The organism is Nocardia bovistercoris, from assembly GCF_015674855.1.
Taxonomy (GTDB): domain Bacteria; phylum Actinomycetota; class Actinomycetes; order Mycobacteriales; family Mycobacteriaceae; genus Nocardia; species Nocardia bovistercoris.
In genome coordinates this window covers 37,697-59,062 of sequence record NZ_JADMLG010000008.1, presented here as the reverse complement: position 1 = coordinate 59,062, position 21,366 = coordinate 37,697, and the positions used below count along the sequence as shown (strand labels likewise).

The following is a 21,366-nucleotide window of genomic DNA, read 5'->3' as shown; positions in this document are numbered from 1 at the left end:
GGTCCGGCCGCCCTCGGCTCCGGCGCCGCCTCGTGAATCCACCGGGAACGCTGGGCGATCGTGTCGCGCTGTTGGCGCGGACCAGGCCCGATGATCCGGCGTTCACCGCGCTGCGATACCGGGGCGCGGCCTGCTCGCCGCACACTCTCTCCTACGCCCGACTACACGGCGCGGCCTCGGCGCTGGCGCGACGACTGTGCGCGGAAAGCCAGGTCGGGGACCGCGTCGCGATTCTGTGCGAACAGGGTCTCGACTACGTGATCGCTTTTCTCGCCTGCCTCTACAGTGGACGCGTCGCGGTGCCGTTGCCGCAGGTCACCGGGGCTCGCAGTACCGAAAGGATCGACAGCGCGCTCGCCGACGCCGGGCCGAGGCTGCTACTGGTTTCGGCGGCGGACTCCGTCACCGCGGACGCGCTCGCGGGACACGCGAGCGCGATCCTGTCTCCCGATCCGGACGCGCACGCCGAACGCCCCGATATCGAGACCACCGACCTCGCCTATCTGCAATACACCTCGGGATCGACTAAATCTCCCGCGGGCGTGCGCATCACGCACGGCAACCTGATCGCGGGACTGACCCAGTTGCACGCGGCCGTTCCCGTCGGCGACCGGCCCATCGTGACCTGGTTGCCCTTCTTCCACGATATGGGTTTGGTACTCGGCCTCTCGCTCCCGCTCTTCCGCGGCGTGCACGGGGTGACGCTGTCGCCGCAGGATTTCGTCAAACGGCCGATCCGCTGGCCTCGGGCCTGCTCCGACTATCGCGCGGGAATCACCGCGAGCCCCAATTTCGGCCTGTCTCTGGTCGTTTCGGGCACGTCCGAACAGGAACGCGCCGGGTTGGACCTGTCCGGCCTCGACGCGATTCTGAACGGCGCGGAACACGTGCGAGCGGACGCGCTGAACGATTTCACCCATACCTTCACCCCCCACGGATTCCGGCACCGCGCGCACACCCCCGGTTACGGACTGGCCGAGGCGACGCTCGCGGTCACCATCGCCGACCTCGAGGCCGATCCGGTCACGCGGCGCTTCGATCGCACGGCACTGAACGCGGGCGAAGCCGTGCCCGCCGACACGGGTATCACGTTGGTTGCCTGTGGATTTCCGGTGGGACAGCGGGTCGCGGTGGTCGATCCGGAGCGCCGCGTCGAACTGCCGGAGGGGGCGGTCGGCGAGATCTGGGTATCGGGTCCGAACGTCGGCGCGGGTTATCACGGGAATCCGTCGGCGAGCGCGGACACGTTCGGCGCGGTCCTCACGGGCGACGACGGACACTGGCTGCGCACAGGCGACCTGGGTTTCCGCCACGAGACCGGCCTCTACGTCACCGGGCGGCGCAAGGATCTCATCGTGGTCGACGGCCGCAATCACTATCCGGCCGATATCGAGGCGACCGCCGTCGCCGCGGGCGCGCACCTCCGCGCGGGATATCTCACGGCGTTCGGGCACGACGACGGCGTGCGCGAGAGTCTGGTGATCGTCGCCGAACTGCATAACGCCGACGAAGCCGCCGATGCCGCCGCGATCGCGGTGTGCGTGCGCAGCGCGGTGGCGGATGTGCACGCGGTGATGCCGGAGTCCGTGGTCATGGTCGCACCTGGCGCGATCCCTCGGACCTCGAGCGGAAAGGTGCGCCGCGCCGACTGCCGCGCGCTGTTCGACGCGGGCCGACTACCCGCGCTCGCCACCGCAGGGAAACGACCACTCGCCGCGCCCGACTGACGCGCCGCCGTCGGTATCCGGGATCAGGCGGCCCGGGGGCGATGATGAGCTATGACCTCCGAAACCATCGCCGTCACCTGGAAGAACCATCCGGACGAACACGACTATCCGGCCGCCGCCGACTACCTCGAACTGCTCGGCGACCAGGAACTGGTCGATACCGTGGTCGCGCGGTTGCGGGACGCGCCGATCGTGCACAAGAAGGCCAAGGACATTCTGCGCGCCGCCGGGCTCGAGCTGCTGTCCGCCGACAATCCGCACGTCCGGCGAGATCTCATCAAGATCAACAATGGGAAGGCGCTGTCACCGGTCCTGCTGGTGCGCGGAGACTTCCGGCGGGCCGTGCCGACCGTGATCGCGGACGGGTACCACCGGGTCTGCGCGATCCACTGGGCCGACGAGGACATCGAGATTCCGGCCAAGATCGCCGACCTGCCATGACCTTCCCGACGCCAGTCCGGTTAGTCGGGCAATCTTCTGGCTACGGCAAGTCGAGCGGCGGGTCGTGACCGTCGGAATCCGATCACATGTGTCGGTTCACAACGAGTCGCGCTCGGAGCATCGGTGACAACCGCAATCGCGGCGCCTGCGTCGAGCCGCTCGGCGACGTTTCGAACCCCGCCGGTCCAGGAAACGCCGGGCACTACGTCGGCGGCACGTCGCGACCGAGGAGACGGTCGGTCTCGCGACGTTCACGCTTGGTAGGTCGCCCGGCGCCACGATCACGGCGAGGCATGACGGCCAGGATCTCACGCGGCGGCGGAGGCGGGCTCCGATCGATCAGGCACTGCGCCGCGATGGGGGCGCTGACCCGTTTGGTGACGATCCGCTCCACGATCACGATGCGTTCCACACCGCTCACCCGAATACGAACCTCGTCACCGAGCTTGACCTGCTGAGCGGGCTTGGCTGCGGTGCCGTTGACGCGGACATGTCCGCCACGGCACGCCTCGGCGGCAGCCGACCTCGTCTTGAACAGGCGTACCGACCACGTCCACGAATCGACGCGGGCTTGCGAGGGTGACGCCCGCTCGGCCAAAGAACCCGTCAGGAGACGCGGCGCGCGGTGACGACGTCGTCGGGGCTGAGGGTGGTGTAGGAGACCGGGGTGCCGGACTGGACGGCGTTGAGCAGTTTGCCGTCGCCCGCGTAGATGCCGACGTGACCGCCGCCGTTGGTGATGACGATGTCACCCGGCTGCAGGTTCTGGAAGGCCACCGGAGCGCCGACATGGGACTGCTCGAAGCTTGTGCGCGGCAGTTCGATACCGGCCTGGCGGTAGGCCCACTGCACGAGGCCGGAGCAGTCGAATCGCGCGGGACCCGCGGCGCCCCAGGAGTACTGGGCGCCGACCTTGCTCCTGGCGGCGTCGAGAGCCTTGACGGCGGGGGTCTGGTGTTCCTGCACGTTGCCGAACAAGCCACCCTGCGGGACCTGGGGCAGCGTGCCCAGCGAGGCGGGCGGGATCGCGGGGGCGGCGGAAAGCGCCTGCTCCAGCTGCTTGTTCAGTTCCTGGACCGGAGCGTCGAATTCCTGGGGAACCGGAACGTCGATACCGCCGATGCCGGGGATGTTGATGGTGGCCGCCGTCGCGTTGATCGCGGGCATGGCACCGGTCGTCGCGGCCGCCGCGCCCAGGACGAGCGCGCCCTTGACGGAATTCGACAGCCGGGATTCCCGCTGCAAGCTGTGTTTACCCACCGAGCTGAGTCTCCGATCTTCCTGCTCATCCCGCCGACCGAGTTAGCTGACGGGTTCGGGCCGGGAAGATCGGCCCTACCGCGCCGGCGACTATACCGTTGCGGATTCACCCCAGACGAACCTGTGGGTCCCCGGCTCGACAGCCGGAACATTAGCCCCGACAGCCGATTAGGCGGTGACTCAGTGGCGCCGATTCCTGGACGAAACGACAGACTCCACTAAGTCACGAGAAGATTACGATGCGGGCGCACTGTTGTCCAGCGCACAGACCAGCATTTTCCGAAACTGTGCGAAATCGCCCGGCAATCGAACACGCGTCCGACAACCCCTCCGGGTAACGATTGGATCTCGAAACCGGATGCGCCGGTTGTGGCAACCACTCAGCTAGCTATCCCGTTCGGCGAGTGCGCGTTCGAGCTCGCCGATTCTGCGCCGCGCGTCCAGCAACTCGACCTCGATCCGGCCCATGGCCACCATCAGCGGCCCCACCGCGAGGTAGGCGACCATCTGCGGATCGGGAAAGGCGCCGCGAACCGCCGCCATCAGATTCTCCTGGATACGCCGCGCCCGCTCCGCGCCATCGGGAATCGGCCACGCGCCGACGGCCTCGATGATCTTCTCGGTGAGTTCGGCGTCGTCGTCGACGGACTCCTCGCCCGGTTCGTCGTCCTGAGACTCCTGCGACCCCTCGATCATGACACCCTCTCGTCAGCACGCGGCCACCACGCATCGGATGCCATCAGAGTAGGCAGCCGAGTTCCGGCGCGCCAAAGCAGCGCCCCTCGGGAACCAGGGTTCACTAGCGGTCTCTATCACTCACCCTAGACTGGCCCAGATTTTCCGGACTAGAGCGGCTACGGTGTTACCGCATGGACCCCGTGCGGAATCCGTATGCTCCCGGAGCCGGACAGCGCCCACCCGAATTGGCCGGGCGCGACAAACAACTCACCGCCTTCGACATCGTGCTCGAACGGATCGCACGCGGGCGTCCTGAACGCAGCGTCATGCTCACCGGTCTGCGCGGCGTCGGGAAGACCGTCCTGCTCAACCAGCTCCGCTCCGCCGCCGTCTCGCGCAACTGGGGCACCGGCAAGATCGAGGCGCGACCCGATCAGGAACTGCGCCGCCCGCTGTCCTCGGCACTGCACACGGCCGCGCGCGCGATCGCCATGTCGCACCGCAATCCCGAACGCGTCGACGACTTCCTCGGCATCCTCAAGGCTTTCGCGTTGCGCGCCACCGCCGACAAGGGCATGCGGGACCGCTGGCAGCCCGGCATCGACGTGCCTGCCGTCTCCGGGCGCGCCGACTCCGGAGACATCGAGATCGACCTGGTCGAACTGCTCAAGGAAGCCGCCGGGCTCGCGGGCGACATCGGCGTCGGCATCGCGATATTCATCGACGAGATGCAGGATCTCGGCGCCGCCGACGTCTCCGCCATCTGCGGCGCCTGCCACGAACTGAGCCAGGACGCGGCCCCGCTGATCGTGGTCGGCGCGGGCCTACCCCACCTACCGGCCGTACTGTCGGCCTCGAAGAGCTACTCCGAACGCCTGTTCAGCTACCACCGCATCGACCGCCTCGACCGCGACTCCGCGAACCAGGCCCTCATCGCCCCCGCCGAACGCGAGGACGTCGCCTTCACCACCGAAGCGCTCGACGCCCTCTACGAACGAGCCGACGGCTACCCCTATTTCGTCCAGGCTTACGGCAAGGCCGCCTGGGACCAGGCCCCGGAGAGCCCCATCACCGCCGAAGACGTCGAAGTCGCCTCCCCCACCGCCGAAGAGGAACTCGCCGTTGGATTCTTCGGCTCCCGCTACGAACGCGCCACCCCCGCCGAACGCGAATACATGCGAGCCATGGCCGACCTCTCCGGCGACGACGGCCCCGTTGCCACCTCCGCCGTAGCCTCCGAACTCGGCCGCAAACCCGCCTCCCTCTCCCCCGCCCGAGACGGCCTCATAAAAAAGGGCCTCATCTACTCCGCCGAACGCGGCACCATAGGCTTCACCGTCCCCCACTTCGGCCGCTACCTCCGCAGCGTCTGACATCTCCGCTATGGCTGCCGAATGCCATTCGGCGCCAATCGAACCTGCCCGGCTGTGCGCGGTGGTTACGGGAGGCGGCGGCGGCCCGCCACCACGTCGTCGGTGAGGTGTTCGTAGGTGGTGGCGAGGGCGGCGAGGCGTTGCCGTTCGGTGGCGAGGCGGTCGGGGGAGCCTGCGGCGAGGGCGGCGTAGGTGGTGGCGGTGTAGGCGGCTATGCGGTCGACGATGGCGCCGATGGATTCGGTGTGGACGGCGGTGGCGGTGTGGGTCGGGGGGAGTTGGCGGCGGACCCAGTGGTCTATCTCGTGTACCAGTCCCGCGCTGCGGCCGTCGGTGTGCGGGTCGGCGCCTTCGAACAGGCGGCGTTCGTGCAGGGTGGTCAGGGCGTAGGCGGCGCGGAGCATGGGGTGGCCCGCGTGGTCGACGCCTCGGCAGGCGCGCAGCACTTCGCCCTTGGTGGGGAATCGTTCGTTCGGCACGGCAGCCCTTCACCTCCGGTGATCGTTCGCACCTCGAACGGCACGGGTCGAAATCCGTTCGCGTGGAACGCGACCATCCATGATCACATCCGCGCGTCAGGCGTTCACCTCGGTAGCGGTAACCGAGAGTTCATCCGGGGGTGCGGGTCTCGCGCATCGGATCGACCGGGTGCGATGCGAGGGTATCGGGAACGGTTCGTATCGGTTCGCGAGACGCGGTCCGCAGGAGAGTATTCCAGCATCCAGCGCATGGAATAGACGGCCCAACAGAAGCAGTGACTTGGTCATATCGCACTCAATCTAATTAATTCTATGTATTTCACTAGATTAATTTAGATTATCCGGAACATCTCTCACATCAGGATTAACTATAGCCATCTAATATTTCAGCTAGAGAAGGTTAGATACTCGAAGATGGCTCTCGATCGACCGGCGACCTCGATTGCGCAACATGTGCATAACGCCTGGTATGAGCGGCTAACGCGGTGGAAACAATCACCGACAACCGGACAAGAACGCTCCGTCCATCGGGTCGACGACAGGAGGAATCATGTCCACGATCATCGCTCGACGGGCCGACGAGGACGGCCGCCGCGTGACGGTGTCGACCGACGACGGCGTCCCGATCGCGGTGCGCGTACTCGGCGCCGACGACGCCGCGCTCACCGTCGCCTTCGTGCACGGACACTGCCTGCGCGCGCGATCCTGGTTCTATCTGCGCGACCACCTGCTGCGACAGTGGGACGACGGAATACGCATGGTGTTCTACGACCATCGCGGACACGGCGATTCGGGCGCCGCCGACCCGACGACCTACACGATCGACCAACTCGGCCACGACCTGGACGCGGTATTGCGCGTCGTCGCGCCGACCGGTCCGCTGATCCTGGTCGGCCATTCGATGGGCGCGATGGTGACCCTGTCCTACGCCCGACTGTTCCCGCACACCATCGGAACCCGCGTCGTCGGCCTCGCGCTGATCGCGGGCGCGGCGAACGGGCTCACCGAGGTCGGGCTCGGGCGGTTCCTGCACCGGTACGCGGTGAGCTCGCTCCAGGTGGCGGTGCTGCGCGCGCCGCGGATGATGCAGGCATCGAAGCGGATGACGCGCAGGATCTTCGAACCGATCGTGCGGGAGGCGCAGTTCGGCACACGGAAGGTGAATCCGAGGATGGCCGCGGTCGCGACGGCCATGCTCAACGACACACCGCTGCTGACCATGGCGAGTTTCCTGACCTCGCTGATCGCGTTCGACGAGACGGCCACCCTGCACAGCCTCGGCGCGATTCCGGCGCTGGTGCTCGCGGGCACCGCCGACATCGTGGTCCCGTTCGCGCATTCGGTGGTGCTCGCCTCCCAGCTCGCCGGGTCGGAACTGGTGCGAGTCGATGGGGCTGGACACAGTGTGATCCTGGAGCGAGCAGAGGAGGTGGCACTCTCGCTCGTCGCGTTGGTCGAGCGGGCGCGCACCGGCTTCGCCGCACCGGGTTCCGGGATGGCCGTCGCAGGCTGAGGCCGGTTTCGAGGGGTGTCGTCGCGGGTCGCCGGTTGCGCGGCCCGCCGGACGGGCGCAGGCTTGACGAGTATCGCGACGAGGCGAGGCAATCGGCAGGCAAACTCACCCTGTTTCGAATCCCACGAGCCTGTCGCCGAATTCTTCTGTACTGTGTTGTAGATCACGTTGTGTGGTGGATCACACGACTGGTGTCGCGCGCCCACATGCGGTTCCGCCGGGGTCGACGCGCGGGCGCCGGCTCGGGTATCCGCTGACCATCACAGGAGGTAACGATGACACGCAGCGACATCGCGGAACTACGCTACGCGGTCGGACAGCTCCGGCAATCCATCGGCGCACTACGTTCCCACTACGGTGACGCGAAGACCGTGCGGCGCTTGGAAAACGACTTGGAGCGGCTCGTCATCGACGCCGAGGACTTCGAGCAGTCGCCGCCGCCCGAGGTCGCTGGCGGCCCGAGGAACACCATCTACGTACCCGACAGCAAATCCGACGAAGCGGCGTGGATGGGCGCGCAGGACGAGGGCTTGGGCTTCCACTCCCGTCCGCGCACCAAGTAGCGGCGTCAGGCCCGGTGCCGACCGGGCCTGCGCGCGGGCCGCACACCGTGGAACCGCGCACCGCGCGGCGCCTCGACCGTCGGACCGGTGTCCGCCGACTCGAACAGCGCCGCGATGCCGTGATCGTGTCCGAGCGCGATGGCCTCGAGCCCGTAACGCCCTTCGGTGCGCGACAACTCGTGCAGCATCGTGGTCATGATGCGCAGCCCGGTCGCCCCGACCGGGTGGCCGAGCGCGATCGACGACCCGTTCACGTTCAGGCGGGCGCGCGGATCGATGTCCCATTCCCGCGCCAGGGCAAGCACCTCGACGGCGAAACCCTCGTTGACCTCGATGAGGTCGATCTCGTCGAGATCGAATCCGGTGTGGCCGAGTAATTTGGCGACCGCGGGCGCCGCGCCGAGGGTCGCGGTGTCGGAGGAGCATCCGGCGGCGGCCCAGCCGACCAGGAACGCCATCGGCGTCAGCCCGAGTTCTTCGAGCCGGTCCTCGGCGACGACGAGGCAGCCCGACGCGCCGTGCCGGTGCGCGCTCATATTCCCCGCGGTCACCACACCGTGGGACAGCAGCGGGCGCAGCGCGGCGAGCGTGTGGGTCGACACGTCGTCGCGCACGCCCTCGTCACGTGATATCCGGTGTCCCGCGGTGTCGAAGCCGGGTTCGCCGCCCCAGCCGGGCGGTTCGGCGGTGACGCCGACCGGGATGACCTCCGCCGCGAAGGTGCCCTGCCGCCACGCGCGCGCCGCTTTGCGGTGACTGGCGACCGCGAATTCGTCGGCTTCGGCACGCCGGATGCCGTAGTAGCGCGCCACTTGCTCGGCGTTGGCGAGTTCCACCGAGCGCGCGCGGTCGTGGCCGAGCGGATCGGAAGCGCATTCCACGCCGCCCGCGACCACCACGTCGGCGGCGCCGGTCTGGATCATCATGGCGGCGGTGATCACGGCCTGCAGCCCGCTGCCGCTGCGCCGGTCGGTGAGGAAACCCGGTACGGCGAAGGGGAGTCCGGCGCCGCGCGCGGCGCGGCGGCCGAGTTCGGGCGCGCCGACGTCGACACAGGCCATCGCGACGTCCTCGATGCGCCACGGATCGATACCGGAACGCTCTATCACGGCCGATAGGACGGTGGTCGCGAGCCAGTCGGGCGGCATTCCGGTCAGCGCACCGCCCTCCACTCCACTCGGTGTGCGGACGGGGGCGACGATCGCGGCTCGTCTCATTCTGGTGACTCCTTCCCGACCGGAGCGTGCTCCGTCCACGGCACGGCGAAGGCGAGTCCGGCGACATCGGCGTCCACCGGGCGGACCGTCGTTCACACCGCGGTGCGACGAGCGCATCGGCGCACGTCAACAGGTAAATCTCAAAGAGAATGTGACCACGGGATTGTTGCTTCCATGTGACGATCGGAAACCGAAAAAACGGACTTTTCGCACCGGTTGCGGGGGGTTCGCGCGAATCCTGTTCCGCGCCGGTTCAGTTCGGCCACGGAAGGGTTTGTTTCACATACGGAACGGGTACGCGCGCGAAGCCGTCGATGTGGCGCAAATCATAGGCGATCCGGGCGGTCGGGATTCCCACGACCCCGTTCAATCGATAGCAGCCGTGTCGTATGGTGCTCGGCATCACATCCGATTTGCGGAGGTAATGATGACCACCCGCACAGCAGATCAGCGAGGCATCCACCTGTGAGTGCCGCACCGACCGCCAGCCCCCAGACCGGAACGGGCGTATTCAGTCAGACGAGAGCCAAGATCTCCGCGCGCACCCTGCGCACCGATCGATGGTGGCTCCCACCCCTGATCACCGCGGTGGGACTCGCCGCGTTCGTCACCTACGCGACCATCAGATCCTTTGTGCGCGAGGCGTACTGGGTCGACAAGTACCACTACCTGACGCCGTTCTACTCGCCGTGCCTGAGCACATCGTGCGAGCCGGGCTCATCCCATTTCGGCACACCGTTCGGCGACCTGCCGATGTTCATCCCGCTCGGTTTCGTCGTCCTGCCGTTCCTGCTCGGCTTCCGGCTGACCTGCTACTACTACCGCAAGGCCTACTACCGGGCCGTCTGGTTCTCCCCGCCCGCCTGCGCGGTCGCCGAACCGCACGCGAAATACACCGGCGAGACCAAACTGCCGCTCATCATCCAGAACGCGCATCGCTACTTCTTCTACGTCGCGACCCTGGTCTCCCTCGTCAACACCTACGACGCGATCACCGCCTTCCACGGCGAGGACGGCGGCTTCGGCTTCGGCCTCGGCAATGTCGTGCTGCTCGTGAACGTCGTACTGCTGTGGGCCTACACCCTGTCCTGCCATTCGTGCAGGCACATCATGGGCGGCAAGCTCAAGCACTTCTCCGCGCATCCGGTGCGGTACTGGTTCTGGACTCAGATCTCGAAGCTGAACACCCGCCACATGGCGTTGGCGTGGACCACGCTCGGCACCCTCGTGCTCACCGACTTCTACGTGATGTTGGTCGCGAGCGAGACGATTTCGGACCCCCGGTTCTTCAACTGACCGCCTCACCAAGGAGATTTCGCGGCAATGCCAGAAGTTGAACGGCACAAATACGACGTCGTCGTGATCGGTGCCGGAGGCGCCGGACTTCGCGCGGTGATCGAGGCGCGCGAACACGGCCTCTCCGTCGCGGTGGTGTGCAAATCGTTGTTCGGTAAGGCGCACACCGTCATGGCCGAAGGCGGCTGCGCCGCCTCGATGGGCAACGCCAACGACAAGGACAGTTGGCAGACCCATTTCAAGGACACCATGCGCGGCGGGAAATTCCTGAACAACTGGCGCATGGCGGAACTGCACGCCCAGGAAGCGCCGGACCGGGTGTGGGAGCTGGAGACCTACGGCGCGCTGTTCGACCGCACCGCCGACGGGCGGATCAGCCAGCGCAATTTCGGCGGCCACACCTATCCGCGGCTCGCGCACGTCGGCGACCGAACCGGACTCGAGATCATCCGCACCATGCAGCAGAAGATCGTGTCGCTGCAACAGGAGGATTTCGCCGAATCCGGCGACTACGAATCGCGCATCAAGGTCTTCGCCGAATGCACGATCACCGAACTGCTCAAGGACGGCGACCGGATCTCCGGCGCCTTCGGCTACTGGCGCGAGTCGGGCAAGTTCGTGCTGTTCGAATCGCCCGCGGTGGTGCTGGCGACCGGCGGCGTCGGCAAGTCCTACAAGGTGACCTCCAATTCCTGGGAGTACACCGGCGACGGTCACGCGCTGGCGCTGCGCGCGGGCGCGACCCTGATCAATATGGAATTCCTGCAATTCCACCCGACCGGCATGGTCTGGCCGCCGAGCGTGAAAGGCATCCTCGTCACCGAGGGTGTGCGCGGCGACGGCGGCGTCCTCAAGAACACCGAGGACAAGCGGTTCATGTTCGAGTACATCCCCGCGGTCTTCAAGGGGCAGTACGCGGAGAGCGAGGCCGAGGCCGATCAGTGGCTGAAGGACAACGACTCCGCGCGCCGCACCCCCGACCTGCTGCCCCGCGACGAGGTCGCGCGCGCGATCAACTCCGAGGTGAAGGCCGGGCGCGGCACCCCGCACGGCGGCGTCTTCCTCGACATCGCCTCCCGGCTGCCCGCCGAGGAGATCCGCAGGCGGCTGCCTTCGATGTATCACCAGTTCAAGGAACTGGCCGATGTCGACATCACCAAGGAGCCGATGGAGGTCGGGCCGACCTGCCATTACGTCATGGGCGGCATCGAGGTCGCGCCCGACACCGGCGCGGCCACCGTGCCCGGACTGTTCGCGGCCGGTGAGTGCTCCGGCGGCATGCACGGGTCGAATCGCCTCGGCGGCAACTCGCTGTCGGATCTGCTGGTCTTCGGCAGGCGCGCCGGACTCGGCGCGGCCACCTACGTCGAGCAGCTCGCGCAGCGGCCCTCGGTGTCCGACGACGACATCACCGCGGCCGCGGCGGCGGCGGTCGCGCCGTTCGACCCGCCCGCCGAAGGCGCGGGCGAGAACCCCTACACCCTGCACACCGATCTCCAGCAGGCGATGAACGACCTGGTCGGCATCATCCGCAAGGAACACGAACTGCGCGAGGCCATCGAGCGGCTCGCCGCATTGCGCACGCGGTTCGGCGGTGTGGTGGTGGAAGGGCACCGGCAGTTCAATCCGGGCTGGCATCTGGCCCTCGACCTGCGCAACATGCTGCTGGTCAGCGAATGCGTCGCGCAGGCGGCGCTGCTGCGCACCGAGAGCAGGGGCGGGCACACCCGCGACGACCATCCGGGCATGGACCCGGATTGGCGCAACAAGCTGCTGGTCTGCGCGATCGACCCGGCCGACGCCGCGCTCGCGGTCCCCGCGGTTCGGGTGACCAAGGAGGACCAGGAACCCATGCGCGAGGACCTGCTCGCGCTGTTCGACCTGTCCGAACTCGAGAAGTACTACAACCCCGCCGAACTCGCGACGCACCCGTCCGGTTCGGCTTCTGCCACGGAAGGTGAGGCGTAACAATGGGTTACGACGCCAAATTCCGCGTGTGGCGCGGTGACAACGACGGTGGTGAACTCGAGGACTTCACGGTCCTGGTGAACGAGGGCGAGGTCGTCCTCGACATCATCCACCGATTGCAGGCCACCCAGGCGCCGGATCTCGCGGTGCGCTGGAATTGCAAGGCCGGGAAATGCGGTTCGTGTTCGGCGGAGGTCAACGGCAGGCCGCGACTGCTGTGCATGACGCGCATGTCGACCTTCGAGCCCGACGAACTGATCACCGTGACTCCGATGCGCACCTTCCCGGTGATCAGGGATCTGGTGACCGACGTGTCGTTCAACTACCAGAAGGCCAGGGAGATCCCGTCGTTCACGCCACCGGTGGATCTCAAGCCCGGTGAGTACCGGATGAAGCAGGTCGATGTCGAGCGGTCCCAGGAGTTCCGCAAATGCATCGAATGCTTCCTGTGCCAGAACACCTGTCACGTGGTGCGCGACCACGAGGAGAACAAGCAGTCCTTCGCGGGTCCGCGATTCCTCATGCGGATCGCGGAGTTGGAGATGCATCCGCTCGACGTGGCCGACCGGCGCGATCTCGCGCAGGAGGAACAGGGTCTCGGGCTGTGCAACATCACCAAATGCTGCACCGAGGTGTGCCCCGAACACATCGGGATCACCGACAACGCGCTGATCCCGATGAAGGAACGGGTGGCCGACCGTAAATACGACCCGCTGGTCTGGTTGGGCAACAAGCTGTTCCGACGCTGAACGGACGTCGTCCGGCCGGGTTTCGAAACCCGACCGGACGGCGCACCCGAATCACAACATCGCCACTACTCCGATGGCGACCCCCCACACCAGAATCCCGACGAACAAAGCCGGCAACAACGAGCTGGTGAGCACGTAAACGCCGATCGATGACACCGCGAACAACAGCGCGACGATCAGCCATTCCAACCGGTCACCCGGCCGCAGTTTCCGGTACCGGGACGGGGCATTCTTCGACCCGCGATCCACATGAATTCGATTACCCGGCAACGGCCGTGATAAACCCCGCCCCGTTCAGCTCTCGGGGCGGTCGAACTCGCCGTCCTCGACGCCCGCCACGAACGCGGACCACTCCCCCGGCGTGAAAACCAGCACGTGGCCGTCGGGATTCTTGCCGTCGCGCAGTCCGACGTGGCCGTCGGCGAGCAGCGCGACCTCCACGCTGTCGCGGCCGTCGCCCTCCCCCGCTTTACGCCAGACCGCATTGCTCAGGTCGACGTCGGTACCGCCATTGACACTCATGCGATGAGTCCTTTCCCCACCGGTACAACCGGATTCGTGAACAATAGAAACGTGCCGTATCGCAGCTGCGATACTGTTGCCGCATCGCGGCGGCGATGCGATAGCCGCACCGCGGCCGCGATGCGAATTCAATCCGCCGACGGTTCCCGAAAACTAGGCCGCATACTCTTTCGCCAGTTGCCGGAGGAGATGTCGGGTGGATTGAAAATCGAGGGCGTGCCGCTGGAGACATTCGTGCGCCCGGTCGTAGCGGAGCACATCGATCCCCCGCTCCAGATACAGATCCCCGGACAGCCACTGCGCGTACACCACCGGCGGCTCGACCGCCCGGCCCTTGCGATCGAGGCCGAACTCGAGCACCGTATACGGCCCGGTCGCGACGCCGAGCGGCAGACCCGCGCTGAACGGCAGCACGCGCAGCGAGATATTGCCCCTGGTGCTCATATCCGCGAGATGGCGCAATTGCGCGGCCATCACCCGAGGCCCGCCGATCACCCGGCGCAGCACCGATTCGTGCAGGATCACGTCGGCGGTGGCGGGCGCGACCTTGCGGGTGAGCAGCGCCTGCCGTTGCAGTCGCGACTGCACCCGGCGTTCGATCTCGACATCCGAATCGTCCGGATTCCCCAGGTGCTTCAGGGTCCGCGCGTATTCGGCGGTCCTGAGCAGCCCGAATACCGTTTCGGACTGATAGGAACGGAATTGCTGCGCGGTAGCTTCGAGTCCGGCGTACACGTCGAAACTCTCCGGTATCAGATCACCGCGCGCATGCCACCAACTCGTCACCGCGACTTGCTGGGCCAATCCCTTGAGACCTTCGGCGAGGTCGTCGGGAATGCCGTAGATGCGGCATAGTTCCCCGATGTCGAGGGTGCGCACACGCTCGGCCTGCCCCTTCTCCAAGCGTTGCAGCGTGCTCGCCCCCCACTCCATCAACCGCGACGCCTCGGCGATGGTCAGGCCGGCCTGGGTGCGCCAATCCCGCAGATAGCGACCCAACTGCCTGCGTGGCAAGGTGGAGGGCCCACTATCGCAAACCGACAGCGGGCGCTCCACCGTTCGCAGCCCCCGTCGCGCACCAACCGAGATTTCGACCGAACTCGCTGACACGACACGCTCCTGTGTTTATTGGCGGCGCCTTCGGCGCCGCGGGTTCGCGGCCCTTCATGTCTCGCGTCCCAGCGTTCGATACTTGCTCCTTCGTCGCGTTGTCTCGAACGCTGGGACGCGAGACGGCCGCGAACCTTGTCGGTGTGCCGGGGGCGGGGGCGTGGGGTGGGGTTTGGAAGGAGGCGCTTGTAGGGGTGCCGACTGGTGGGTTTGGAAATGAGGTGGGGGCCAACTGTTGCTTGTTGGGCTCGCTCGTGTGGCTCGAAAGTAGGCGCTTGGTGGATCGGCTGGGGGGCGGTGGGGGTGCGGGCGATGATGTTGGGCGGGTTGGGGGTTGGTGGGGTTGCTTCGGTTGGATCGTGTCGGATTTCGGGTCGTGTGGTGGGGGTTGCCGGTTGGCGTGCGGCGAATTAGCGGTCCGGGGGTGCGATCCGGGTATTGTCCAGTCATGTCCGACCAGCCGATTCGCTTCCCGGATCTTTCCGCACGCCCGCACGAGCTCGCTGTCGAGCGTGTTATGTCCGCCTCGCCCGGATTACTCTATGCGGCGCTCACGCAGGGGTTCGATATCTGGTTCGCCGCACCCGGTTCGGTGCTCATGAAGCCCGCGGTCAATGAACCGTTCTTCTTCGAAACCGAGCATGCGGGAATCCGTTATCCCCACTACGGTCGCTTTCTGCGGCTGGAACCGGAACGAATCGTTCAGCTCACCTGGGTCACCGGTGCCGATGGGACCGAGGGGGCCGAGACCGTGGTCACCATGGAGCTGGTGAATCAGCCGCGCGGGATCCGACTTCGCTTGCGTCACGAAGGATTTCCGACCGAAGAGGCTCGCGACCGGCATCTTGCCGCGTGGCCGCTGGTGCTCGAGCAACTCGATCACCGAACGAGTGCCGACAACTGACATAGCTAGTAGGTTCGACACGAACGGATCGAATCATCTGAAAGGACCGTGATGCCCACTCGTACCGCGCGCACCGCTTGGACCGGTGGCCTGCAGGATGGGTCAGGACAGGTCGAGCTGGCCAGCTCGGGCGTCGGCAAATACGACGTGTCGTTCCCGAAGCGTTCCGCCGACAACGCCGACGGCACAACCAGCCCCGAAGAACTGATCGCGGCGGCGCATTCCTCCTGCTATGCGATGGCGCTCTCCGCGCAGATCGGCAATGCGGGCGGCACCCCGGAAAGCCTCGACGTGACCGCCGAGGTCACCCTCGGCCCCGACCCGGCGGGCGGCTTCCGCATCACCGGTATCGCGCTGACGGTCCGCGGCCGGGTCTCCGGACTCGACGCCGACGGATTCGCCGCGGCCGCGGCCGCCGCCAAGGCGGGCTGCCCGGTGAGCAAGGCGCTGGCGGGGGTGGACGAGATCACCCTCGACGCCGCGCTCGTCTGAGTCGCGAGAACCGCGAAGGGCAGTGCCGGTCATCAGCTCCGGCACTGCCCTTCGCATCCCGCGCGCCGATCAAGCCGCGGCGGGGATCTCCTCGCGCGCCGGAGCGCTCGATCGGGAGGTGTATTCGGTGAGGAACGCGAACGCCAGTCCGAGTGCCGCCCACAGTGTCGCGGTCTGCGCCATGGACGCTATCCGGAACTGCCAGAGCAGGCTCGCCGGGAAGTCGGCTTTCACCTCGTCGACGCCGGGCAAGAGGACGTAGCCGAGCGTGACGATCACGACGAAGGCGAGTACGCCCGCGATCACGCGAACCGTCTCGAATCCGACGTGCACCACCCGGTGGACGAATACGCCCGCGCCGACGGCGACGAGTCCGAGGACCACGGCCGCCACCCACAGCAGCGTGCGGTCGTTGATGGTGTCCGGATCACCCACCGCGGGCGGGTTCGCCGGATATTTGAAGAACGGCACCGCAACGATGGCCAGCCAGCCGCCGATCGCGAGTGCGATCGCCAGCGTCGGACCGGACAGGGTGCTCACGCGACGTGCGTAATGCGCGGCCGCGGCGAAGATCGCGCCGAAGGCCATACCGCCGAGGCCGAGTGCGAGGAACTGCCCCGCCTTCTGCCCGTCGCGACTGACCAGCGGTTCTTCTTCGTCACCGTGGGTGTGCCCCGCTTCGGCGCCGGAATCGGCGTGCGCGGAGGCCGCCTCTTCGATGGCGATCGCGGCATCGATCTTGGGTTCGCCGACGAAATAACCCACCGTGGCGGCCAGCAGTCCGGCGATCAGACCGGCCAACAGACCGCGCAGCAATAACGAGGTGAGTGATCCGGTCAGTGGCACGGAACGCCCAGCAGGTGGCGACCGTCGTGCATCAGCTCGTGCAGGAACATCCCACCGCGTGAGATGGCGCCCTGATCGAATCCGACCAGGTAGAGCGTGAGCAGTGCGAGCAGTACGACACCTACCGTGACGAGTACGGTCGCCAATGAATCGCCGGCGGTCCTACTCGGGGAATGTGCGATGGCCATTCGAGTCCTCCTGGGGATGCGCGTCCCGTTCGAGCCATGCGATGGCGCCGGTGTCTGGCTCTTCCCCCCACCGTGGACCGATGCGTGGAATACAGTGGCGCGACCGCTCCGGATTCCCACCGGATTACCGCGTCACCATCGCGTTCAACCTTCGAACTGTGACACCGGCAAGCCCCCCGCGTCAACACGCACGGAGGCCGACGCCCACGCTGTCGGGCGAGTCACCCGGCGAGTCCGATACCCGCGACCCGCCGGATTCGCCCGAAATTTGTCAGGAGGTCGACTTGGCCGCCACGTCCAACACGACCTCGAACTCGAGCAGCGAGGCCCCGGTGGAAACCGGCTTCTGCTCCGCACTGCCCGCATGCGCACTACGCGCGGGCCCATCCCGCCAAGCCGCGAACGACTCCTCGGAATCCCACTGCGTCACCACGAAGTACCGATTCTCCCCCGCGGTAGGACGCAACAACTGGAACCCGAGAAACCCGGGCGACCCCTCCACAGCGTGCGCCCGATGCGCGAACCGCTTCTCGAGCTCGGGCCCGGCACCCTCGGGAATCTCGATCGCATTGATCTTCACAACAGCCATACCCCGACAATACGTCCGCCCACCCCACCCGAACACCACCTCTCGGTACCCCGACAGGCGTCCCTTTCCAAGCCCCACCTAGAGGCAGCGTGCACCTAGAGGCAGCGTGCACCTCGACAAGCACAACCCGACACAACCGTCAGCAGGCCGACCCCCCAAAATAAACCCCCATGCTCCACGACCACGGCGGCCTCGGAACCCCGATCCTGCTCCTACACGGCCTGATGGGCAGTGCCCGAACCTGGCGCGCCCACCTCCCGTGGCTCCGCCCTTTCGGCCACCTGTACACCTTCGACGCCGCGGCCCACGGCCGTCCCGCACCCCCGGAACTGACCACCGAAGCCTTCGTGGCCGACCTGGCCCGAGCCACCAGCCCGATCACCGAGCCCATGGTCGTGATCGGACATTCGATGGGCGGCCTGCACGGCTGGGTCTTCGCCGCCACCTACCCCGACCGAGTACGCGCTTTGGTCGTCGAGGACATAGCCCCGGATTTCCGAGGTCGAACCGCTGCCGACTGGGCGGCCATGGTCGGCGCGTGGCCGCAGCCATTTCCGGACGAACAATCGGTTCTGGATTTCTTCGGTCCGATAGCGGGGCGCTACTTCCTGAACTCTTTCGAACACGGCCCGGACGGATACCGACTCCACGGCTCGGTCGAAACCTTCCGCGATATCTCCGAGGAGTGGGGTTCACGAGATTTCTGGTCGCAGTGGGAAGCTGTTCGCGCTCCGAGCTTGGTTATCGAGGGGGAGCACACCATCACTCCGCCGGGGCAGATGCGTGCGATGGCCGAATCACGGCCGGGGACCGATTATGTCCGTGTTTCCGATGCGGGCCACCTCGTTCATGATGATCAGCCTGAACGTTTCCGCGAGGCGGTGGAAACCTTTCTTCGGAAGGTGCTGGCCGAGGGGTGATATCGGCTACTCGCATGCTGGACTGAGTTCGTCGGGCACGACGCGACCCGTAGCTACGGCTGCCCGACGGGTGTGTGTGGTGCCGTTCCGGGGTCGCTTTCACGAACCCTCGCTGAGCCGGCCCTCGCCCGCGAGCGCGAACAGTCCGTCCGGTGTCTGTTCGATCAGGCCGTCCACCAGCAGTGAATCCAATGCGCGGTCGCGTTGCCCGATGTCGCGTGTCCAAGCCAGGTCGAGGCGAAACCGTTCTACCGGGCCGGTCGCGTCGCGCAGCACGTCGAGCAGCCGACCGCGTGCCTGCCGGTCGGTGCCTTCGTATTTCTGAGTCCGCCGTACCGTTTCGCCGACCGGTCGACCGGCGGCGATCCAGGCGCATCGTGGCAGTGGGCATCTCGTGCAATCGGGGTTGCGCGCGGTGCATATGGTGGCGCCGAGTTCCATGAGGGCGGCGGAGAAGACGGCGGCGTGGTCGATCCGTTGGGGGAGCAGTGCTTCGGTTTCGGGTAGGTCGCGCGAGGATGGGTTACCGGCTTCGGCGCGTCCGTGTACGGCGCGGGCCACCACCCGGCGAACGTTGGTGTCCACTACGGGGACTCGCTGTCCGTAGGCGAAGCAGGCGACTGCTCGCGCGGTGTACGCGCCGATTCCGGGCAGCCCGAGCAGGACGTCCACGTCGGTGGGCACTTCGTCACCGTGTTCGGTGGCGAGCACCCGTGCGCATTCGTGTAGTCGCAGCGCGCGCCGCGGGTATCCGAGTTTGCCCCAGGCGCGCAGCACTTCGGCGGGTGTGGCCGCGGCCATGGCCGACGGCACCGGCCAGCGTGCGACCCATTCGCGCCAGATCGGTTCGACCCGCACGACCGGCGTCTGCTGGAGCATGATCTCGCTCATCAGGATCTGCCATGCGGTGACGCCTGCTCGCCGCCACGGCAAATCTCGCGCGGTCGCGCCGTACCACTCCAGCAACACTTCGGCGTCCACCGCGTTCGGTGCGATTTCGACTCGCGAAGATCTGACACGCCGTGTGGTGTGGCCCATTGTTCTCACCGCCCCCTCGCCGTCGCGGCAGGTCGATATTTGCCGCCCTGTAACGCGCCGGACGCATCGACCGGGGAACCGTTGTGCACAATGGACGGTATGCCTGATTCCAACCCGATCAGCGCCTGGAAATCCCTTCGCGAGGGCAACGAGCGCTTTGTCAACGGCACGCTGCTGCATCCTAGCCAAGGAGCGGCCGATCGAGCCAAACTGGTGGCGGGACAGCATCCTTCCGCCATCCTGTTCGGCTGCGGTGATTCCAGGGTCGCCGCCGAGTTGATCTTCGACCAGGGCCTCGGCGACATGTTCGTGGTCCGTACCGCGGGTCACGTCGTGGACAGTTCGGTGCTCGGCTCCATCGAGTACGGCGTCGAAGTGCTCGGTGTCCCGCTGATCGTGGTGCTCGGCCACGACAGCTGCGGCGCCGTCAAAGCGACGATCGACGCGCTCGACGGCGGCGAGGTGCCGGGCGGTTTCATCCGCAGCGTGGTCGAACGAGTCACCCCGTCGATCCTGATCGGCCGCCGCGAGGGCCTGTCGACCGTCGACGAGATGGAGGCCAGGCACGTGGTGGAGACCAGCCGACTGTTGATGCAGCGGTCGATGATCATCTCCCAGAAGGTCGCAACGGGGGAGTGCGCCATCGCCTGCGTCACCTACAAACTGCGCGACGGTGAAGTGCAGTTGCACCGGGTCGTCGGCAATATCGGCGAGACGGTCTGACCGGCGGAGTCGGCGTCGGCACGCGCGCCGCACCCGCATGGGCGCGCGTGCCCGTAACCGCCCGACACGCCGAGGTCCTGAGTCGCGTTACCGTGCCGTGCCCTTAACGTTGAGGCGTGCTGGAACCGACTGGACCGTTGCCACCGGAGATCTACTGGCGTCGCCGTGTCTTCGCCGTCGGCGCTCTCGTGGTCGTCCTCGCGGTGGTCATCTGGCTGGTGGTCATGATCGCACGCGGCGGCGGTTCGCCCGCCGACGCCACGGCGTCGGCCTCCAGTTCCGCGCAGGCCACCTCCCAGGCCAAGACGCCGGGAGGCTCGGATACGCCGAAGCCGTCGGGCGGCGCGGTGCCCTCGGCCGCGACGGTGGCCGCCGCGCAGTGCCCCGACCAGTCGCTCGCGGTGAAGGTGACCGTCGAACAGCCCACCTACAAGTCCGGTGAACAGCCCGTTTTCGGCATCGTCATCACCAATATCTCGGCGGTGGCGTGCTCGCGCGACGTCGGCTCCGGCCTGCAGCAGATCTCGGTGTTCTCCCTCGACGGCCAGCGCCGACTGTGGTCGAGCACCGACTGCTATCCCGACGGTCAGCCGGATGTGCGCACCCTCAACCGCGGTGAGCAGGCGGCGTTCCAGGTGACCTGGTCGGGATCCACTTCCCAGCCGAAATGCGCGGGCGAACGCGTGCCCGTGCGCGCGGGCGCGTACTCGGTGGTCGCGCAGCTCGGCTCGGTGCGCAGCGCGGCCGAACCGTTCAACATCGCCTGAGGC

At 66.9% G+C, this 21,366-nt stretch carries 25 protein-coding genes and 2 riboswitches; of the genes, 13 read left to right on the top strand and 12 right to left on the bottom strand.

Translation table 11 applies throughout. The features are described from left to right. Positions 1-32: 32 nt before the first annotated feature. Positions 33-1,727 carry a fatty acyl-AMP ligase gene (locus tag IT779_RS19945; protein WP_196150882.1) on the top strand — a complete coding sequence of 565 codons (1,695 nt, stop codon included), beginning with the start codon at positions 33-35 and terminating at the stop codon, positions 1,725-1,727. A gap of 51 nt (positions 1,728-1,778) precedes the next feature. Then, entirely contained in the window at positions 1,779-2,168 is a 390-nt protein-coding gene (locus IT779_RS19940; RefSeq protein WP_196150881.1) for a hypothetical protein, read from the top strand. 202 nt (positions 2,169-2,370) lie between these two features. On the opposite strand, the gene IT779_RS19935 is transcribed toward IT779_RS19940, so the two are convergent. The 3 genes from IT779_RS19935 to IT779_RS19925 all read right to left on the bottom strand — a co-directional run bounded on the left by IT779_RS19935 (position 2,371) and on the right by IT779_RS19925 (position 4,124). Continuing rightward, complete coding sequence (locus tag IT779_RS19935; protein WP_196150880.1) at positions 2,371-2,766, bottom strand: RNA-binding S4 domain-containing protein; 396 nt, start codon at positions 2,764-2,766, stop codon at positions 2,371-2,373. A gap of 8 nt (positions 2,767-2,774) precedes the next feature. Further along, positions 2,775-3,428: a C40 family peptidase gene (locus tag IT779_RS19930; RefSeq protein WP_332838881.1), complete on the bottom strand. Its 654-nt coding sequence runs from the start codon at positions 3,426-3,428 to the stop codon at positions 2,775-2,777. A gap of 16 nt (positions 3,429-3,444) precedes the next feature. Continuing rightward, a riboswitch (cyclic di-AMP (ydaO/yuaA leader) is annotated at positions 3,445-3,613 on the bottom strand. Between the two features lie 199 nt (positions 3,614-3,812). After that, positions 3,813-4,124 carry a hypothetical protein gene (locus tag IT779_RS19925; protein ID WP_198428729.1) on the bottom strand — a complete coding sequence of 104 codons (312 nt, stop codon included), beginning with the start codon at positions 4,122-4,124 and terminating at the stop codon, positions 3,813-3,815. Between the two features lie 173 nt (positions 4,125-4,297). Between IT779_RS19925 and IT779_RS19920 the strand changes: the two genes are divergently transcribed. Next, positions 4,298-5,479, top strand: coding sequence for an AAA family ATPase (locus IT779_RS19920; RefSeq protein ID WP_196150879.1), 1,182 nt, complete (start codon positions 4,298-4,300; stop codon positions 5,477-5,479). Between the two features lie 65 nt (positions 5,480-5,544). Here the strand turns inward: IT779_RS19920 and IT779_RS19915 are convergent, their stop codons facing one another. Continuing rightward, positions 5,545-5,958: a DUF4254 domain-containing protein gene (locus IT779_RS19915; RefSeq protein WP_332838880.1), complete on the bottom strand. Its 414-nt coding sequence runs from the start codon at positions 5,956-5,958 to the stop codon at positions 5,545-5,547. A 547-nt stretch (positions 5,959-6,505) separates the two neighbouring features. Here IT779_RS19915 and IT779_RS19910 point away from each other — a divergent pair. Together IT779_RS19910 and IT779_RS19905 are read left to right on the top strand one after the other, a co-directional pair. Continuing rightward, positions 6,506-7,471 (top strand): alpha/beta fold hydrolase, encoded by a 966-nt coding sequence (locus IT779_RS19910; RefSeq protein ID WP_408637778.1) that lies wholly within the window; start codon positions 6,506-6,508, stop codon positions 7,469-7,471. Positions 7,472-7,746: 275 nt separating this feature from the next. Further along, positions 7,747-8,034 (top strand): hypothetical protein, encoded by a 288-nt coding sequence (locus IT779_RS19905; RefSeq protein WP_196150877.1) that lies wholly within the window; start codon positions 7,747-7,749, stop codon positions 8,032-8,034. A gap of 5 nt (positions 8,035-8,039) precedes the next feature. Here IT779_RS19905 and IT779_RS19900 read toward each other — a convergent pair whose 3' ends face one another. Further along, positions 8,040-9,251, bottom strand: coding sequence for a thiolase family protein (locus IT779_RS19900; RefSeq protein WP_196150876.1), 1,212 nt, complete (start codon positions 9,249-9,251; stop codon positions 8,040-8,042). Between the two features lie 465 nt (positions 9,252-9,716). Here IT779_RS19900 and IT779_RS19895 point away from each other — a divergent pair, with 465 nt between their 5' ends. From IT779_RS19895 to IT779_RS19885, 3 genes are read left to right on the top strand one after another with little or no spacing between them, the layout of a single operon-like run. Next, entirely contained in the window at positions 9,717-10,547 is an 831-nt protein-coding gene (locus IT779_RS19895) for a hypothetical protein (protein WP_196150875.1), read from the top strand. Positions 10,548-10,574: 27 nt separating this feature from the next. Then, positions 10,575-12,515 carry a fumarate reductase/succinate dehydrogenase flavoprotein subunit gene (locus IT779_RS19890; RefSeq protein WP_196150874.1) on the top strand — a complete coding sequence of 647 codons (1,941 nt, stop codon included), beginning with the start codon at positions 10,575-10,577 and terminating at the stop codon, positions 12,513-12,515. Between the two features lie 2 nt (positions 12,516-12,517). Beyond that, the gene (locus tag IT779_RS19885) at positions 12,518-13,264 is read left to right on the top strand and encodes a succinate dehydrogenase/fumarate reductase iron-sulfur subunit (RefSeq protein WP_196150873.1); all 747 of its coding nucleotides are present in this window, start codon (positions 12,518-12,520) and stop codon (positions 13,262-13,264) included. Between the two features lie 51 nt (positions 13,265-13,315). Here IT779_RS19885 and IT779_RS19880 read toward each other — a convergent pair whose 3' ends face one another. The 3 genes from IT779_RS19880 to IT779_RS19870 all read right to left on the bottom strand — a co-directional run bounded on the left by IT779_RS19880 (position 13,316) and on the right by IT779_RS19870 (position 14,800). Continuing rightward, positions 13,316-13,453 (bottom strand): hypothetical protein, encoded by a 138-nt coding sequence (locus IT779_RS19880; RefSeq protein WP_198428789.1) that lies wholly within the window; start codon positions 13,451-13,453, stop codon positions 13,316-13,318. 105 nt (positions 13,454-13,558) lie between these two features. Beyond that, on the bottom strand, positions 13,559-13,786 hold the full coding sequence (locus tag IT779_RS19875; RefSeq protein WP_196150871.1) for a DUF397 domain-containing protein: 228 nt from the start codon (positions 13,784-13,786) through the stop codon (positions 13,559-13,561). 153 nt (positions 13,787-13,939) lie between these two features. Further along, the gene (locus tag IT779_RS19870; protein ID WP_232541916.1) at positions 13,940-14,800 is read right to left on the bottom strand and encodes a helix-turn-helix domain-containing protein; all 861 of its coding nucleotides are present in this window, start codon (positions 14,798-14,800) and stop codon (positions 13,940-13,942) included. 544 nt (positions 14,801-15,344) lie between these two features. Between IT779_RS19870 and IT779_RS19865 the strand changes: the two genes are divergently transcribed. Then, a complete protein-coding gene (locus tag IT779_RS19865; protein ID WP_196150870.1) occupies positions 15,345-15,800 on the top strand; it encodes an SRPBCC family protein in 456 nt (151 codons plus the stop codon). 51 nt (positions 15,801-15,851) lie between these two features. Next, complete coding sequence (locus tag IT779_RS19860) at positions 15,852-16,292, top strand: OsmC family peroxiredoxin (protein WP_196150869.1); 441 nt, start codon at positions 15,852-15,854, stop codon at positions 16,290-16,292. 69 nt (positions 16,293-16,361) lie between these two features. Here the strand turns inward: IT779_RS19860 and IT779_RS19855 are convergent, their stop codons facing one another. From IT779_RS19855 to IT779_RS19845, 3 genes are all read right to left on the bottom strand, one after another. Continuing rightward, complete coding sequence (locus IT779_RS19855; RefSeq protein ID WP_196150868.1) at positions 16,362-17,138, bottom strand: CbtA family protein; 777 nt, start codon at positions 17,136-17,138, stop codon at positions 16,362-16,364. After that, complete coding sequence (locus IT779_RS19850; protein WP_196150867.1) at positions 17,129-17,326, bottom strand: CbtB domain-containing protein; 198 nt, start codon at positions 17,324-17,326, stop codon at positions 17,129-17,131. The genes IT779_RS19855 and IT779_RS19850 overlap by 10 nt, the downstream gene beginning before the upstream one ends. Before the next feature lie 26 nt (positions 17,327-17,352). Beyond that, positions 17,353-17,481, bottom strand: a riboswitch (cobalamin riboswitch). A 116-nt stretch (positions 17,482-17,597) separates the two neighbouring features. After that, entirely contained in the window at positions 17,598-17,915 is a 318-nt protein-coding gene (locus IT779_RS19845) for an antibiotic biosynthesis monooxygenase family protein (protein WP_196150866.1), read from the bottom strand. A gap of 170 nt (positions 17,916-18,085) precedes the next feature. On the opposite strand from IT779_RS19845, the gene IT779_RS19840 reads away from it, so the two are divergent. After that, positions 18,086-18,835, top strand: coding sequence for an alpha/beta fold hydrolase (locus IT779_RS19840; RefSeq protein ID WP_196150865.1), 750 nt, complete (start codon positions 18,086-18,088; stop codon positions 18,833-18,835). Positions 18,836-18,934: 99 nt separating this feature from the next. On the opposite strand, the gene IT779_RS19835 is transcribed toward IT779_RS19840, so the two are convergent. Then, positions 18,935-19,873 (bottom strand): A/G-specific adenine glycosylase, encoded by a 939-nt coding sequence (locus IT779_RS19835; protein ID WP_196150864.1) that lies wholly within the window; start codon positions 19,871-19,873, stop codon positions 18,935-18,937. A gap of 99 nt (positions 19,874-19,972) precedes the next feature. Here IT779_RS19835 and IT779_RS19830 point away from each other — a divergent pair, with 99 nt between their 5' ends. Together IT779_RS19830 and IT779_RS19825 are read left to right on the top strand one after the other, a co-directional pair. Beyond that, a complete protein-coding gene (locus IT779_RS19830) occupies positions 19,973-20,596 on the top strand; it encodes a carbonic anhydrase (protein WP_196150863.1) in 624 nt (207 codons plus the stop codon). A 116-nt stretch (positions 20,597-20,712) separates the two neighbouring features. Beyond that, positions 20,713-21,363, top strand: coding sequence for a hypothetical protein (locus IT779_RS19825; protein ID WP_196150862.1), 651 nt, complete (start codon positions 20,713-20,715; stop codon positions 21,361-21,363). Positions 21,364-21,366: the final 3 nt, after the last annotated feature.